Source organism: Knoellia sp. S7-12 (genome assembly GCF_040518285.1).
Taxonomy (GTDB): Bacteria; Actinomycetota; Actinomycetes; order Actinomycetales; family Dermatophilaceae; genus Knoellia.
Window position 1 is genome coordinate 522,468 of the sequence record NZ_CP155449.1, and the last position, 15,336, is coordinate 537,803.

Below are 15,336 nucleotides of genomic sequence, written 5' to 3' on the forward strand. Positions count from 1 at the left end.
CCATCGGCGCAGGTCGAACGGTAGTTTGAGGGGTGAGCGGGTGCCCCTGAACCCGATGTCAACGTCAGGAGAACACCTCCCATGAAGTACCTCATCGGCGCCCTGGTCATCCTTGCCCTCCTCTTCGCGATCTGGTGGTTCGTGTCCAGGGGCAAGCAGCGGCAGCTCGACGAGCAGCGGGCCGAAGCCGCGAGCATCCGGGCGGCTGCTCAGGCGCGCGACACGACGATCCGCGGGCAGGAGACATTCGCCCAGCAGGCCGACGAGCGCGCCTCATTCGCACGGCAGGAGGCCGAGCAACGCGCCCGCCAGGCGGAGGAGAGCGCTCGTGAAGCCCAACGAGTCGAGGACGAGGCCCGTCGGCACCAGGGCGAGCTCGAGCGAGCTCGCCTTGCCCGCGACGCCGAGCTGCGTCGAGCCGACGAGCTGGACCCCGACGTCAAGGTCGCCGAGGATGACCCGCGCCCGCTGCCCGAGGACCTTGATGACGATGTGCGTCCGCTCGACGCCACCCGCACCGACGCCACCGACGGCAGCAGCGCCGATGAGCCGGTGCCGGTGGCCGAGTCCGAGACCGAGCAGCAGCGGGACCGTGGTGCCTGGGGCGCCGGGGCCGCCGCCTCCGGAGCCGGCGCGGCCGCCATTGGAAGCGCGTATGCCGCGACTCGCGGCAACGTGACCGACGACGAGGCCGCACGACTCGCCTCCGGAGCGGACTACAGCGACAACGAGCCGATCGTGGAGGAGCCGACGTCCGAGTCCGCCTCCCGGTGGGACGCGCCCGCAGCGCAGGAGCCCGGAGGGTCTGGACCCGCGACGGCGGACTGGGAAGCGGCTGAGACCGGGTGGACGACCGAGCCGACGGACGCCGAGTGGTCCCGCAACGAGCCGACCACCTCTGAGTGGGACACGAGGGAGACGACGGACACGACGGACACGACTGACACGACAAATCCGACCGACACGACCGATGGGACCGACATGACTGACACGAGCGGCACGGCTGACGACACGAACACGACCGATACGAACGCCACCGACACGAACACCACCGACACGAACACCACCGACACGAACACCACCGACACGAACACCACCGACACGAACACCACCGACACGAACACCACCGACACGAACGACTCGGCCGACCAGTCCGGCGGTGAGATGACCATCATCAACGACGTGGAGGACTACGCCTCGACGGAACCGCTGCCTGCAGAGCTGCCTGCTCCGGACGCGCAGGCCTCGAGCGAGCAGCCCGAGGCCGAGGACTCCTCGGGCTTGACCCACGACAGGTCGCGCGACGATCTGGCGCAGGAGCAGGAGGACGTGACTGTCCAGGATGACGCGGCATCGGACGAGGCCGTGACCACGAGTGAGCCGACGACCGAGGAGACATGGGAGGACACCACCGGCGTCGACGCGTCCGATGAGTCCGAGGCTCCCACTGGGTCGGAGACCTCCGCCGACGTGTCCGACGAGTCCAACCAGTCCGACGAGTCCAACCAGTCCGGCGTGGAATCCAGCCCGAGGTCCGACGCGGACTCCGCGTCGGACACCGATGTCCGCACCGAGGGCGGTGACGCGACGCACTGGCCCGACGGCACCGACCGCGTCAACACCCTCGACAGTGAGTCCGACAGCGAGTCCGGCAGCGAGTCGGAGAGCACGAATTCGACGGACACCGAGACGGGCAACGACGACTACGACAGCGTCACCGGCGACCAGCCGAACTACTCGTCCGAGGACCCCGGCGCCGAGGACCCTGGCGCCGTGACCGAGAGGTCACCCGATGAGCACACCGAGGAAAAAGACTCCGGTGGTGGCGGCGAGTCGAGCCGTCGCATGTCCAGCGTCGACGAGATCAGCGACGGTGGTTACGGCGTCGGATCCGCAGCACCGTTCGAGGACCGGGCGCAGCCGAGTGACCACCCGGTGCAGGCCTACAACGACACGAAGACGTTCCGCGTCCCCGGCGCTGACGGATATGATTCCGCAGAGCCGGACGTGTGGTTCTACGACGAGGAAGCCGCCCGCCGCGCCGGCTTCACCCCGTCGGAGGGCTGACCCGACCTCACCCACTGCACGACGATGCCCCGCCGGACCTGATCCATCGGGGCATCGTCATGTCAGGACGTGGTGCCGAGGGTCCGTTGCCCTCAATGGCTCACCAGTGACCGCCACGCTCCCGGTCGCGATCCTCGTCAACGGCTGGACGCGGCCCCGTGTCGTCGACCTCGACGTGGCGCTCAAGCGCCGGTTCGGGAGCGGTCACGGACTCGTCGTCGCCCCAGGAACGGGACTCCACGGCATACGCACCGGTCGTTGTCTCCCCGGGGCCACGGCCATCGCGCCAGCCGGCGCCACCCAGCCGGCTGCGCGGGACGGTCTGGTCGACCGCGTCACTGCCGTCACTGCCGTCACTGCCAAAGGTCAGCCCACGTCCACCGCTCACCCCGGCCTGCGTGACCTCAGGTGCGGCGTAGTCGTGATGAGACACCGGAGCCGTGGTGTCGCCGCGATGCCGCAGCACCCAGACGAGGGCGGCCACGACGACCACGAGCGCGAGAGCACCGATGAGCCACAGCTTCGTGTCATCCATGGCAATGACCGTAGCCAAGGCGGCGGCCCAAGTGGTGAGTTGATGACCGAAGAACGGGACAGATCCGTTCTGCGAGTCACACCATCCGCGATCGGTGGGGTCGTCCTAGTAGGTTCGCGGTCGTATGTCTGTCCCCGGACGAGGAGGTCTCTGTGCGCATCGGTGTGCCATTGGAGTCGTTGGCTGGCGAGACCCGCGTCGCCGCGACTCCCAAGACTGTCGAGCAACTCATCGGACTCGGGTATGCCGTGTTCATCCAGTCCGGCGCGGGTCACCGCGCGACGTTCGAGGACAACGCGTATGCCAGGGCGGGAGCCGATGTCGTGGGCGATGAGGTGTGGAACACCGACATCATCCTCAAGATCAACGCGCCGTCGCCCGACGAGCTCGAGCGGCTGCGCAGCGGCCAGACGATCGTGAGTCTTCTGTCGCCCGCCCTGAAGCCCGAGCTCGTGTCGGCGCTCGCGGAGCGCGGCGTGACGGCGCTCGCGATGGACGCGGTCCCACGCATCTCGCGCGCGCAGTCGCTCGACGTGCTGTCGTCCATGGCCAACATCGGTGGATATCGCGCCGTCATCGAGGCGGCCCACGAGTTCGGTTCGTTCTTCACCGGCCAGGTGACCGCGGCGGGCAAGGTGCCGCCGGCCAAGGTGCTCGTCATCGGCGCAGGCGTCGCTGGTCTGTCGGCCATCGGCACCGCTGGATCGCTCGGAGCGGTCGTCCGGGCCTTCGACGCGCGCAGCGAGGTCGCCGAGCAGGTCGAGTCGATGGGCGCGCAGTTCCTCCGGATCGAGATCGAGGACTCTGGCCCCTCGGCTGACGGCTACGCCAAGGAGACCGGCGAGGACTTCAACCGCAAGGCTGCCGAGCTGTATGCCGCGCAGGCTGCGGACGTCGACATCGTCATCACCACCGCGCTCATCCCGGGTCGCCCGGCCCCACGGTTGCTCGACGAGCAGATGGTGGCGTCGATGAAGCCCGGATCGGTCATCGTCGACATGGCAGCAGCCAACGGTGGCAACGTCGCTGGCTCCGTCGCCGACCAGAAGATCGTCACCGAGAACGGCGTGACGATCCTGGGCTACACCGACCTGCCGGGACGTCTGCCCACCCAGGCCTCGCAACTGTTCGGCACCAACCTCGTCAACCTGTTGAAGCTCGTCACGCCTGAGAAGGATGGCAACTTCACCCTCGACCTCGAGGACCAGGTCCAGCGGGGCATGACCGTCGTCCACGACGGGGAGGTGCTCTGGCCGCCGCCCCCGGTGCAGGTGTCCGCTGCCCCTGCCGCCGGCGGGAAGGAGGCAGCCGGTTCTGCGGCGGCCGCGGCCCTGGCCAAGGAGCCCAAGAAGCCTCGCGATCCCCGGATGAAGTACCTCTGGATGGCGATCGGAGCGCTGGTCTTCGCCCTCATCGCCTCGGCATCGCCCGCGGTCTTCCTCGGACACTTCACTGTCTTTGCCCTGGCCGTGATCGTCGGCTTCTATGTCATCTCCAACGTGTCGCACGCCCTCCACACGCCACTCATGGCCGAGACCAACGCCATCAGCGGAATCATCGTCGTCGGCGGGCTGCTGCAGATCGACTCCGACGACCTCGTCGTCAAGACCCTCGCGTTCCTCGCGATCCTGGTTGCCAGCATCAACATCTTCGGAGGCTTCGCTGTGACCGGCCGCATGCTCGAGATGTTCCGGAAGGACTGAGGCGACGATGACAGAAAACGTGGTCTCTGCGGCATACATCGTCTCTGCCGTTCTCTTTGTTCTCTCCCTCGCGGGGCTCTCGAAGCACGAGAGTGCCAAGGAGGGCAACGCTTTTGGCGTGACCGGCATGGTGATTGCGCTGGGCGCGACCATCTGGCTGACTCTCTCGCGGTCGCCGCACGCGATCTCGACGCTGCTGCTCATCGCGCTGGCCATGGGCATCGGGGCGGCCATCGGGCTGTGGCGGGCCCGCAAGGTCGAGATGACCCAGATGCCCGAGCTCGTGGCGATGCTGCATTCGTTCGTGGGACTCGCGGCCGTGCTCGTCGGCATCAACTCGCACCTCAGCGTCGGCGACGCGTCCGACACGATCCACAGTGTCGAGGTCTTCCTCGGCGTCTTCATCGGTGCGGTGACGCTGACCGGCTCGATCGTCGCGTTCCTCAAGCTGTCGGCGCGGATCAAGTCGACACCGCTCATGCTGCCCGCGCGTCATTGGCTCAACCTCGCAGCCCTCGTCGTGTCGGTGCTGCTGCTCGGCTGGTTCATCCAGTCGCACTCGCTCGTGCCGCTGCTCCTCATGACGGTGATCGCGCTGGCGTTCGGCTGGCACCTGGTGGCATCGATCGGCGGCGGCGACATGCCGGTCGTCGTGTCGATGCTCAACTCCTATTCCGGGTGGGCGGCGGCCGCTGCGGGCTTCATGCTCGGCAATGACCTGCTCATCGTCACGGGTGCTCTGGTCGGCGCCTCCGGTGCGATCCTCAGCTACATCATGTGCAAGGCGATGAACCGCTCCTTCGTGTCGGTCATTGCTGGTGGCTTCGGCCAGGAGGTCGTGGTCGGCGAGGACAAGGACTATGGCGAGCACCGCGAGGTCACTGCTGAGGGTGTCGCGGAACTGTTGCGGGACGCGTCGTCTGTCGTCATCACGCCGGGCTATGGCATGGCGGTGGCGCAGGCGCAGTATCCCGTCGCCGAGCTCACGAAGCGGTTGCGGGACAGGGGAGTTGAGGTTCGCTTTGGCATCCACCCGGTCGCGGGTCGACTGCCCGGGCACATGAATGTGCTGCTCGCCGAGGCCAAGGTGCCCTATGACATCGTCCTCGAGATGGACGAGGTCAACGACGACTTCTCGTCCACCGACGTGGTGCTGGTGATTGGTGCCAACGACACCGTCAACCCGTCCGCAGCCGAGGACCCGACGTCACCGATCGCCGGTATGCCGGTGCTCGAGGTGTGGAATGCCAAGGACGTCATCGTGTTCAAGCGGTCGATGGCGACGGGCTATGCAGGTGTGCAGAATCCGCTGTTCTTCCGCGAGAACTCGCAGATGCTCTTTGGTGACGCCAAGGACCGAGTCACCGACATCCTCACCGCCCTCTGACCCCAACTTGGCTGGTCCCCTCACCCGGTCGAGGTAGTAGGAAACGCCGAGCTCCGGCCTGCGGGCTCGGCGTTTCTCACTACCTCGACTCGGGCTGGGGATAAGTCCGCGGCAGTGAGGCGCCCTTCGGCGATCATCCTTATCCATGAAGCCTTTGCCGGAGACTCTCACGAGCGGGACCTTCTCGACTCGAGAGGCTCGCTCGCTTGGGTTGAGCCCCCAGGACTTGCGCCACCCGGACCTCGTTGTCGTGACCCACGGATCCCGCGCTGTGCAGCACCCCAACACTTTGGCTGAGCGGGCAAGGGCGTTCTTGGTTGCGATGCATGGCGACGTGGCACTTTCTCATGTCACTGCTGCACAGCTCTGGGGCCTGCCGTTGCCCCAGCGTCTGGAGTCACAAGAGGAGCTCGACGTCATGTGTGCACCCAAGGCCGGCCCGGTGAAGCGGAAGGGATGCATTGGCCATCGAGGCTTGACTCGTCGGACGGTGGTCACACACTGCGGAGTGGCTGTGACGGGCCTTGCCGACACCTGGGTCGATCTGGGCGAGATCGCGAAGCAAGGTCTGGACCTCGATGACCTCGTGGTCGCCGGCGATGTCGTGGCTCGCAGGCTCGACGAGTCGCACGATCTGGGCGCCGGCGTGAAAATGATGCGGACTGCACTCCAGGGGAGGGTGAGGCCTCGCGGCAAGGCGGTGCTGGCGCAGGCGCTGACGCTGATCTCACCGAGATCCAAGTCGCCGATGGAGACTCGCGCGCGACTCATGTTCCGCAGAGGCGGATTGCCGACCCCGGAACTCAACGTCAACGTCGAGTTCGACGGCGACGGCGACGGCGGCGGTGAAGGTGAAGGCAATGGGGGAGCGGGTTGGATGCTCGAAGGAGACTTCGTGTGGCGGAGGCAACGAGTCATCGGCGAATACCAGGGCAAGCACCACACGGACATTCGCCAACGGGCCGTGGATGTGGCCAGGCGACATCTGGCCGAGGACGAGGGCTGGACCTTTGTCGAGATCTTCGCCGGCGACGTTTATACGCGCCCCAAGCGCATCGCCATGTTGCGTCGGCTCGGACGCGAGTTGGGAATGCCCGATTCAGACCTGAATCTCAGGTGAGGCAGCAGTCGAGGTAGTAAGAAACGCCGAGCCCCGGCGTGCGGGCTCGGCGATTCGTACTACCTCGAGTTGTGGAGCGGTGCCCCGGCTCAGGTGGAGGTCATGCTCGGGACGTCTTCCTCGCGGGAGCTGCCCGCCAGCCGCGACCGCTTGTAGCCGTAGATGAAGTAGATGACGAAGCCGAGTGCCATCCAGACGATGAAGCGGATCCACGTCTCGGTCGGCAGCGTGAGCATCAGGTAGAAGCTGGCGAGCGCCGCGAGGATCGGCAGGACCGGGCTGAACGGCACCTTGAACGGGCGGTGGATGTCGGGGCGCTTGCGACGCAGCACCGGCACGGCGATCGACACGAGCGTGAATGCCGCGAGGGTGCCGATGTTGACCATGTACTCGAGCTTGCCGACCGGGGTGAACGCCGCGGTGATCGCGACGGCGACTCCGATGATGATCGTGATGCGGAGCGGCGTGCCCGTCTTGGGGTTGACCTTGGCCAGCTGGCGGGGGAGCAGCCAATCGCGCGACATGGCGAAGATGACGCGGGAGGCGCCGATCATGAGTGTCATGACGACGGTGGTCAGACCCGCCACGGCCCCAGCGGAGATGAGGGTCGCGTAGCCGGTCTTGCCCACCGACTCGAAGGCCGCCGCCAGAGCACCCGACGACTCGATCTGGTCATAGGGCACCATGCCGGTCAGCACCAATGCGGTGACGCAGTAGAGGATCGTGCAGATCACGAGGGTGGCGATGATGCCGATCGGCAGGTCGCGCTGAGGGTTCTTGGCTTCCTCGGCCGTGGTCGCCACGACGTCGAAGCCGATGTAGGCGAAGAACACCAGCGATGCCGCGGCGAAGATGCCCATGACGCCGAACGTCGTCTGCTCGAGCCCGAACAGGGTCTGCAGCAGCGGGGTCTCTGCGGCCGACACCTCGCGCGGCGGGCCGGCGGCCGGGATGAACGGCGAGTAGTTCGCCGACTTGATGTAGGCAAGGCCAGCGAAGATCACGAAGAGGACGATGAAGACCTTGATGGCGACGAGCACGAGGTTGACCCGCATCGACTCCTTGATGCCGATGCTCACGAGTGCCGTGAGGATGAGCACGAGGACGAGGGCGGCCAGGTCGAAGCCGGATCCGGGCGCCACGGCGTCGGGGATGTCGAAGCCGATGTTGCCCATGAAGATCTCGAAGTAGGCCGACCACCCTTGTGCGACAACGCTTGCGCCGAGGAGGAGCTCGAGCAGGAGGTCCCACCCGATGATCCACGCGACGAGCTCGCCGAGGGAGGTGTAGGAGAAGGTGTAGGCCGATCCCGACACCGGAACCGTCGACGCGAACTCGGCATAGCAGAGGGCCGCAAGACCACACACGAGCGCGGCGATGATGAACGAGATGATGACCGACGGCCCGGCGAGCTGGTTGGCTGCGCGTCCGGCGACCGTGAAGATGCCGGCTCCGATGACGACGCCGACACCGAAGACCGTGAGGTCGAGTGCGGTCAGGCGTTTCTTGAGCTGGTACTCGGGGTCGTCACCCTCGCGGATGGACTGTTCGATGGACTTCGTCCTCATGACGCTCATCGCGCATTCCTTCGTCCTGGTCGTCCTGGTCGCCCGCTGCGTCCTGCAGGCCCAGACCTGATGACCGGGATCTCTCCCGTGTCTTCGAGGCGCGAGGCGCGGGCAAGATCCGAGCTCTGGTAGAGCGTCTCGTGGGGTGGCGTCAGTCCGGTCCGGTCATGAACAGGGTTGCGTATGCCGTCCGCCTCCGACCCGCTTCCGTCGCGCCGGAGGTAATTGCGCCATCCGTGCGGGTCGTCCCAGCCCTCCTGCCACCCGTCGTCGTAGCCGTCGTCGTAGCCGCCGTCCGGGCCTCGGTTCGGCCCGTTGTCGCCGCGGCCGCCGCGGCCGCCTCGGCCCTCCGGGCCGTCCGGGTCGTCCGGGTCGTCCGGGTCGTCGCCGTCGTCCCACCCGTCGTCGGGGTCCTTGGCCGCATCGGACCCGAAGAGCACCGTGCAGATGGCGCGGTAGTGCCGTTCGGCATTCGGGACGTAGGCGATGTGTGAGAGGGCCTGGTCCTGACCGGCGGACTCGAGGAGGAAGGTGCCGTAGCCGATGATGCGACCCATGATCGAACGGTCGAAGGTCATGTCGGTGACCTTCGTGAGCGGCATCATCGCGACCTTGCGGCGGATGAAGCCGTAGAAGAGGAGGAAGCGCTTGTCGGTCGCAACGAACCAGTCGTGACGCCAGTTCAGATAGCGCCAGAGGAGGAAGGCAGCGCCAGCCAGGGCGGCATACCAGAAGAAGTTCGCCAGCATGGCGCCGGAGCGGGTCTGGGGGGCTTCGGCCTCGACGAAGGTCGCGAGGAACAGGAGGCCGACAAAGACGCCGATGGGGCGGAGCTGCGAGAACCAGTGGTGCCGGACGACGGTGACGACGCGCTCGCCGGGGACGAGGTAGCGTTCCAGCTCACGGTCGAGGCGCCCGGCCGCCAAGGTCAGCTCCGGGCGATCAAGGAGTCGAAGAACCGACCGATGTTGCGCACGCCGTTGCTGATGACATCCCAGGCGCTGCCGACGATGTCAGCGGCGTCGGAGGGGGAGGTGAAGATGGCATAGAGCAGGAAGATGACGATCAGCCACGTGACGATCTTCTTGACCGGGGGCATGGACACGTCGGCTCTCTCTCGGGACAGGTCTCACGCGGGCGCGCAAAGACTTCACACTGCAGCATTCATGATGACGGGTGTGACTGGTGTGACTCGTGAGGTTGGGCGGCGTGTCGTCAGGCCGCTCCCACGGCCCGCACGGCTCCCACGACTCAGACGACCCCGTAGAGCCGGTCGCCCGCGTCGCCCAGTCCCGGCACGATGTAGCCGAGCTCATTGAGCTTCTCGTCGATCGACCCGGTGACGAGCTGAACGGGCACGTCCACCTGCGCCAACGACTGCTCCAAGGCCGCGATGCCCTCGGGTGCCGCAAGCAGGGTGACCGCGGTGATGTCGTCGGCGCCGCGCTCCAGGAGGAACTTGATGGCGTCGATCATCGAGCCGCCGGTCGCGAGCATCGGGTCCAGGACATAGACCTGACGGCCGGACAGGTCATCGGGCAGACGGTTCGCATAGGTGATCGCCTCGAGCGTCTCCTCATTGCGCTGCATGCCGAGGAACCCGACCTCGGCACTCGGCAGCAGGCGCACCATGCCCTCGAGCATGCCGAGCCCGGCACGCAGGATCGGCACGATGAGCGGCTTGGGGTTGGAGAGCTTGATGCCCGTCGTCGGTGCCACCGGAGTCTCGATCTCGAACGGCTCGACCCGCACGTCACGCGTCGCCTCATAGGCGAGCAGCGTCATGAGCTCCTCGGCCAACCGGCGGAAGGTGGGGGAGTCCGTCCGCTTGTCCCGCAGGTAGGTCAGTTTGTGGGCAATGAGCGGATGGTCGGCAACGTGAACGCGCATGGGTGAAACTTAGCGTGTGAGTCCCACCTCCGGACCAGCGTCCGGCCCACCTTCGCCGCGAGCTTCTGCCCCGCTGCGCGAAGAGTATGCCGTCCCCATGCGTCGCGCTCTCGCTCTTGCCGCCCGCGCGGGGACCGATGGTGACGTGCCGGTCGGGGCTGTCGTCCTCGACCCGCAGGGCGCCGTCATCGGCGAGGGCTGGAACCTGCGCGAGGTCGACGCAGACCCCACCGCGCACGCCGAAGTCGTGGCACTCAGGGCGGCCGCACGGCATACGGGATCGTGGAGGCTTGAGGACTGCACGCTCGTCGTGACGCTCGAACCCTGCCCGATGTGCGCTGGCGCAGCGATGCTCGCGCGCATCTCGCGCATCGTCCTCGGTGCCTGGGACCCCAAGCTCGGCGCGACCGGGTCCGTCTGGGACGTCGTCCGGGACCGCCGCGCCACGCACCGGATCGAGGTCGTCGGGGGAGTCCTCGAGGACGAGGCATCCCGGCTGCTGCTCGACTTCTTCGGGGAGCGCCGGTGATCGAGTTCCTCGAGTCGTTGCTCGACCAGGACCCGTGGATCATCCTCACGGTCGCCGGTGTGATCGTCTTTTGCGAGTGCGCGCTCCTCATCGGCATGGTGATGCCCGGTGAGACTGTGGCCGTGCTCGCCGGCGCCGCGGCGGCGCTCGGCCGCACCTCTCTCGTCGCCGTGCTCATCGTCGTGGTTGCTGCCGCGGTCATCGGGGACAACGTCGGGTATGCCGTGGGCCGTCGGGTCGGTCCTCGCCTGCACCGCCGTGTGACGAACCCCGGACATCGCAAGCGTTTGTCGGGCGCCGAGGCACGGCTCCGGTTGCGCGGTGGGCCGGCCGTGTTCCTGGGTCGGTGGACACCGTTCGTCCGTTCGGTCATGCCGTCGCTCGCCGGGATCTCGGGTATGCCGTACGGCAAGTTCCTCGCGTGGGATCTGTTGGGTGCGGGGTCGTGGGCGATCGGCAGCGTGCTCGCGGGTTTTGCCGCCGGCAAGTCCTATGAACAGGTCGTCACGTGGTTCGGCACGGTGGGGGCGGCGCTGCTCGGCGCCGTGGTGGTGGGGGCACTGGTGACCTGGTTGTGGCGTCGTCGCACCGGGACCCGCGCGCCCGCGTCCGAGTCCGTGGACGTGTGATCCGAGGGCGCGAGCTCGATCAGGGTCGAGCCGTGGATCGAGGGTCGATCGGACGCGGGTTTGCCCGACCTCACCACGTGATCTCCTGACAGCCGGTGTGGGTGTCCGGTTCGACCTGCAAGGTGGCGTGCTCGACGCCGTAGTCACTGCGCATCACCTGGCGGGCGCGGTCGAGGACGGCGTGCGGGTCGGTGGCCGCGCGGACAACGAGGTGGGCAGTGGCGACGTTCATGCCAGAAGTCAGCGTCCACACGTGCAGGTCGTGGACGTCGGTGACGCCGGGAACGCCGGCGAGAGTGCGGGCGACATCATCAGGGTCCATGTCGCCGGGCGCGTGCTGGCCCAGGACCGCGAGGACCTCGCGCCCGAGCATGACCGCTCGCACCGCGACTAAGGCAGCAATCGCCAGTGCGATCGCGGTGTCCCACAATGGATTCCCGGTGAAGGAGACGAGGACGGCGGCCGCGATGACGCCGACCGAACCGAGGGTGTCGGCGACGACTTCGAGGTAGGCGCCCTTGACGTTGAGCGACTCCCCGGCTCCGCCCCGGAGCAGCGTGAGGGCGATGAGGTTGACGATGAGGCCGAGGGTCCCGACGACGAGCATCGGTCCCGTCTCGACGGTGACCTGCTCACCGAACCGTTCCATGGCACCGATGACGATGTATGCCGCGACGCCCAGCATGAGGAGCACGGCAAGTCCCGACGCAAAGACTTCCGCACGGTAGGACCCGAAGGTGCGACGGCCGCTCTTGTCGGGCCGACCGGCGATCCGAGTGGCGACGAGCGCCGCACCGAGAGCCACGACGTCGGCGGCCATGTGGCCGGCGTCGCTGAGGAGAGCGAGTGAACCCGAGGAGACAGCCGCGACGAGCTCGACGACGAAGAACGAGGCGATGAGACCGAAGGCGACTTGCAGTCGCCAGCGATGCGTCGCGCCAGCGCTGCCTCCGGACGGGGAGTGCGAGTGCGAGTGCCCGCTCATCGGCCCGCATCCGGGGTGCAGCACCCGTCGTCACAGATGTCTGTACTCATGTCGGTGCTGGCGCTGGGCATGGCCGGGCCACAACACGCGTCGCCTCGCCAGGACTCGAGTCCCTCGCGCACGGCGACAGCCGCGATGGCCAGGCCGGCGAGGGGGTCGGCCCACCACCAGCCGAGGAGCGCGTTGGCGAGCAGTCCCACGAGGAGGACCGCGGACAGGTAGGTGCAGAGCATCGTCTGCTTCGAGTCGGACACGACCGTGCCCGAGCCGAGCGCGCGCCCGGTGGTGCGCTGGGCGCGAGAGAGGAAGGGCATGACGAGCAACGACAACCCCGCAAGCCCCACGCCCACGAGAGAGGCTTCCGCCTCGTGCGAGCCCAGGAGCACTCGCACGGCGTCCACCGAGACGTAGGCGGCGAGGATGAAGAACGCTCCGGCCATGAGGTGCTGCGCCTGGCGCTCGCGGGTTTCGGGCAGGACGTGTCGGAACTGCCAGAGGACGATCAGCCCGGAGGCCACTTCGACGCACGAGTCCAGGCCGAAGCTGATGAGGGCCGACGAGTTCGCCGACCGACCGGCCGCGATGGCGATGACGCCTTCGACGACGTTGTAGGCGACTGTTGCGCCGGCGAGCAACCGGGCTCGACGGATGAGGGTGGCTCGTCGAGCACCGGTCTGGGTGAACTGGATGGCTTGGGTCATGAGGCCTCGAGCCCGGACGTGCGACAGAGCGTCACGGCATCGCCGGTCGCGGCCAAGAGGTCCTCGGTCGCGGCGAAGATGCGGGTCACGAGCTCAGGATGGGTGACGGAGTACGCCGAGGACCGGCCCACGGCGCGCGAGGTGACCAGCCCGCAGTCGCGCAGGCAGGCGAGGTGCTTCGAGACCGTCGACTGCGCGAGACCCAGGTGCGCCGTCAGCTCAACCACGCGGTGTTCGCCAAGGAGCAGGTGCTGAAGGATGCGCACCCGCCCCGGGTCGCTCATCCCGCGGAACAGGCATGCGGCGGTGCGCGCGGCCGCGGCTTCGAGCCCGTCGTGGGCCGCCGCGGAGGCAGGTGGGCGGTCCCGAGTCATCATCGTCATATGGCGATGATAGCGGCACCCGTCGATGTGTCATCGCCACCGTGGAGTCGTGGTGGCCGCAGGTTTGGGGATCGTTCGGAGGGGCGCTCCGGTCACGGGATGCGCAGGTCACCAGAAGGCCGGATCCTCAGCCAGCGGTAGCCGTAGCCATCGAGGGCGACCTCGAGGGAGCCCTCCTCCGGCGTGACCTCACCGCCGGACAGCAGGTCGGTCAGTGTCACGTCGGCATGGCCCTCTCCGAGGGTCAGGTCCAGAGAGACAGTGACCGGATCGGACCCGAAGTTGTGCACCGCGATGACGGCTGCCTCGCCGGTCGAGCACTGGTGGGCGAGGACCTGCTTGTTCGGCTGCGGCAGGACCGAGAACTCGCCCCAGCCCAGCTCCGGACACGCGCGGTAGGTCTGCAAGAGGTGGCGCATGAAGGTCCACAGGGAGTCCGGGTCCGTGCGCTGTGCCGTGACGTTGACGTGTTCCGGGGCGTAGCCGTCAGGAGCGAGCCTGCGCACCAGCTTGCGCGGCGGCGCCTTGGAGAAACCACCGGTCGGCCCGTCGGACCACTGCATCGGGGTCCGGACCGCCATCCGACCCTCACCGGCCAGGTCCTCGCCCATCCCGATCTCCTCACCGTAGAAGAGGGTCGGTGTGCCCGGCAGGGAGAAGAGGAGGCTGTAGGCCATCCGGACTCGGCGGGGGTCGCCGTCGAGCATCGGCGGCAGACGGCGCTTGAGTCCCCGCTCATAGATCTGCATCTCGGGCTCCGGCCCGAACGCTGCGAAGACCTCCTCGCGTTCCTTGTCCGTGAGCTTGTCGAGGGTGAGCTCGTCGTGGTTGCGCACGAACGTCGCCCACTGGCAGCTCGGGTGGATGGAGGGGCGGTCGCGCAGGGCCTTGGCAAGGGGGCGCGCGTCCTCACGTGCCAACGAGAGATAGAGCTTCTGCATCCCGATGAAGTCGAACATCATGTGCAGCTCGTCGCCGGCGTCGCCACCGAAGTACTCGCGCTGCTCCTTGTGCGGCAGGTTGACCTCGCCCAGCATGATCGCCGAGCCGTTGCGCCGGTTGAGGAAGGCGCGCAGGTTCTTGAGCAGCGAGTGCGGATGCACGACGGACTCGATGTCGGTCGAGCCGCTGGGCTGCGCAGAGCCGGCGTTCGGCGCGGCCTTCTTTGTGGAGGACCTCTGCTTGGGCACGGTGTCGACGTCCTGGACGAAGAACGGCACGGCGTCGACACGGAATCCGTCGAAGCCCAGTTCGAGCCAGTAGCCGGCGACACGGGCGATTTCGTCCTGCACATCCGGGTTGGCGACGTTGAGGTCGGGCTGGTGGGAGTAGAAGTGGTGGAGGTACCACTCCCCGGTCCTGTCGTCGAGGGCCCAGATTCCGTCTTCCTTGTCGGGGAAGACGACCTGGTCGCTCGTGTCCGGTGGTGCGTCGGCGCGCCAGACGTACCAGTCGCGTTTGGGGGAGTCCTTGCTGCGGCGGGACTCCTTGAACCACGGGTGCTGGTCGGAGGTGTGGTTGACCAGGAGGTCGGCGATGACCCGCATGCCCCGGTCATGCGCCGTGCGGATGACCTCGACGAGGTCGCCAGCCGTGCCGACCCGGGGGTCGACCGAGTAGAAGTCCATGACGTCGTAGCCGTCGTCGCGCTGAGGGCTCGGATAGAAGGGCATGAGCCAGAGGCAGGTCACACCCAGCTCAGCGAGGTAGTCGAGACGTTCGGCGAGCCCCTGGAGGTCGCCGATCCCGTCGCCGTCGGAGTCATAGAACGTCTCGACGTCGAGGCAGTAGATGACGGCGGACTTCCACCACTGGTCGCTGGTGTCGGTGATGCGCATG

General features: G+C 67.4%; 15 protein-coding genes. 6 read left to right on the plus strand and 9 right to left on the minus strand.

Annotation, left to right across the window (positions count from 1 at the left end; all coding sequences use genetic code 11):
• The first annotated feature begins 81 nt into the window (after nucleotides 1-81).
• Nucleotides 82-2,067: a hypothetical protein gene (locus V6K52_RS02525; protein WP_353952337.1), complete on the plus strand. Its 1,986-nt coding sequence runs from the start codon at nucleotides 82-84 to the stop codon at nucleotides 2,065-2,067.
• A 100-nt stretch (nucleotides 2,068-2,167) separates the two neighbouring features.
• Here V6K52_RS02525 and V6K52_RS02530 read toward each other — a convergent pair whose 3' ends face one another.
• On the minus strand, nucleotides 2,168-2,602 hold the full coding sequence (locus V6K52_RS02530) for a hypothetical protein (protein ID WP_353952338.1): 435 nt from the start codon (nucleotides 2,600-2,602) through the stop codon (nucleotides 2,168-2,170).
• A 152-nt stretch (nucleotides 2,603-2,754) separates the two neighbouring features.
• Here V6K52_RS02530 and V6K52_RS02535 point away from each other — a divergent pair, with 152 nt between their 5' ends.
• The 3 genes from V6K52_RS02535 to V6K52_RS02545 all read left to right on the plus strand — a co-directional run bounded on the left by V6K52_RS02535 (nucleotide 2,755) and on the right by V6K52_RS02545 (nucleotide 6,812).
• Nucleotides 2,755-4,305, plus strand: coding sequence for a Re/Si-specific NAD(P)(+) transhydrogenase subunit alpha (locus V6K52_RS02535; protein ID WP_353952339.1), 1,551 nt, complete (start codon nucleotides 2,755-2,757; stop codon nucleotides 4,303-4,305).
• Between the two features lie 7 nt (nucleotides 4,306-4,312).
• Nucleotides 4,313-5,692 carry a Re/Si-specific NAD(P)(+) transhydrogenase subunit beta gene (pntB, locus tag V6K52_RS02540; protein ID WP_353952340.1) on the plus strand — a complete coding sequence of 460 codons (1,380 nt, stop codon included), beginning with the start codon at nucleotides 4,313-4,315 and terminating at the stop codon, nucleotides 5,690-5,692.
• 271 nt (nucleotides 5,693-5,963) lie between these two features.
• On the plus strand, nucleotides 5,964-6,812 hold the full coding sequence (locus V6K52_RS02545; RefSeq protein ID WP_353952341.1) for a hypothetical protein: 849 nt from the start codon (nucleotides 5,964-5,966) through the stop codon (nucleotides 6,810-6,812).
• A gap of 89 nt (nucleotides 6,813-6,901) precedes the next feature.
• Here V6K52_RS02545 and V6K52_RS02550 read toward each other — a convergent pair whose 3' ends face one another.
• The 4 genes from V6K52_RS02550 to upp form a co-directional block, all read right to left on the minus strand.
• Entirely contained in the window at nucleotides 6,902-8,389 is a 1,488-nt protein-coding gene (locus V6K52_RS02550) for an amino acid permease (protein ID WP_353952342.1), read from the minus strand.
• Nucleotides 8,386-9,306, minus strand: coding sequence for a PH domain-containing protein (locus V6K52_RS02555; protein ID WP_353952343.1), 921 nt, complete (start codon nucleotides 9,304-9,306; stop codon nucleotides 8,386-8,388). The genes V6K52_RS02550 and V6K52_RS02555 overlap by 4 nt, the downstream gene beginning before the upstream one ends.
• 2 nt (nucleotides 9,307-9,308) lie before the next feature.
• On the minus strand, nucleotides 9,309-9,485 hold the full coding sequence (locus V6K52_RS02560; protein ID WP_353953846.1) for a hypothetical protein: 177 nt from the start codon (nucleotides 9,483-9,485) through the stop codon (nucleotides 9,309-9,311).
• A gap of 146 nt (nucleotides 9,486-9,631) precedes the next feature.
• Nucleotides 9,632-10,270 carry a uracil phosphoribosyltransferase gene (gene upp, locus V6K52_RS02565; RefSeq protein ID WP_353952344.1) on the minus strand — a complete coding sequence of 213 codons (639 nt, stop codon included), beginning with the start codon at nucleotides 10,268-10,270 and terminating at the stop codon, nucleotides 9,632-9,634.
• A 97-nt stretch (nucleotides 10,271-10,367) separates the two neighbouring features.
• Between upp and tadA the strand changes: the two genes are divergently transcribed.
• Nucleotides 10,368-10,799 (plus strand): tRNA adenosine(34) deaminase TadA, encoded by a 432-nt coding sequence (gene tadA / locus V6K52_RS02570; RefSeq protein ID WP_353952345.1) that lies wholly within the window; start codon nucleotides 10,368-10,370, stop codon nucleotides 10,797-10,799.
• Entirely contained in the window at nucleotides 10,796-11,428 is a 633-nt protein-coding gene (locus V6K52_RS02575; RefSeq protein WP_353952346.1) for a DedA family protein, read from the plus strand. The genes tadA and V6K52_RS02575 overlap by 4 nt, the downstream gene beginning before the upstream one ends.
• A gap of 70 nt (nucleotides 11,429-11,498) precedes the next feature.
• Here V6K52_RS02575 and V6K52_RS02580 read toward each other — a convergent pair whose 3' ends face one another.
• The 4 genes from V6K52_RS02580 to V6K52_RS02595 form a co-directional block, all read right to left on the minus strand.
• Nucleotides 11,499-12,413 carry a cation diffusion facilitator family transporter gene (locus V6K52_RS02580; protein WP_353952347.1) on the minus strand — a complete coding sequence of 305 codons (915 nt, stop codon included), beginning with the start codon at nucleotides 12,411-12,413 and terminating at the stop codon, nucleotides 11,499-11,501.
• Nucleotides 12,410-13,114, minus strand: a complete 705-nt coding sequence (locus V6K52_RS02585) for a cation transporter (protein WP_353952348.1) — start codon at nucleotides 13,112-13,114, stop codon at nucleotides 12,410-12,412. Before V6K52_RS02585 ends, V6K52_RS02580 begins: the two co-directional genes overlap by 4 nt.
• Nucleotides 13,111-13,497, minus strand: coding sequence for a metalloregulator ArsR/SmtB family transcription factor (locus tag V6K52_RS02590; protein ID WP_353952349.1), 387 nt, complete (start codon nucleotides 13,495-13,497; stop codon nucleotides 13,111-13,113). Before V6K52_RS02590 ends, V6K52_RS02585 begins: the two co-directional genes overlap by 4 nt.
• A 92-nt stretch (nucleotides 13,498-13,589) precedes the next feature.
• A complete protein-coding gene (locus V6K52_RS02595) occupies nucleotides 13,590-15,335 on the minus strand; it encodes an alpha-amylase family protein (protein WP_353952350.1) in 1,746 nt (581 codons plus the stop codon).
• Nucleotide 15,336 lies beyond the last annotated feature (1 nt).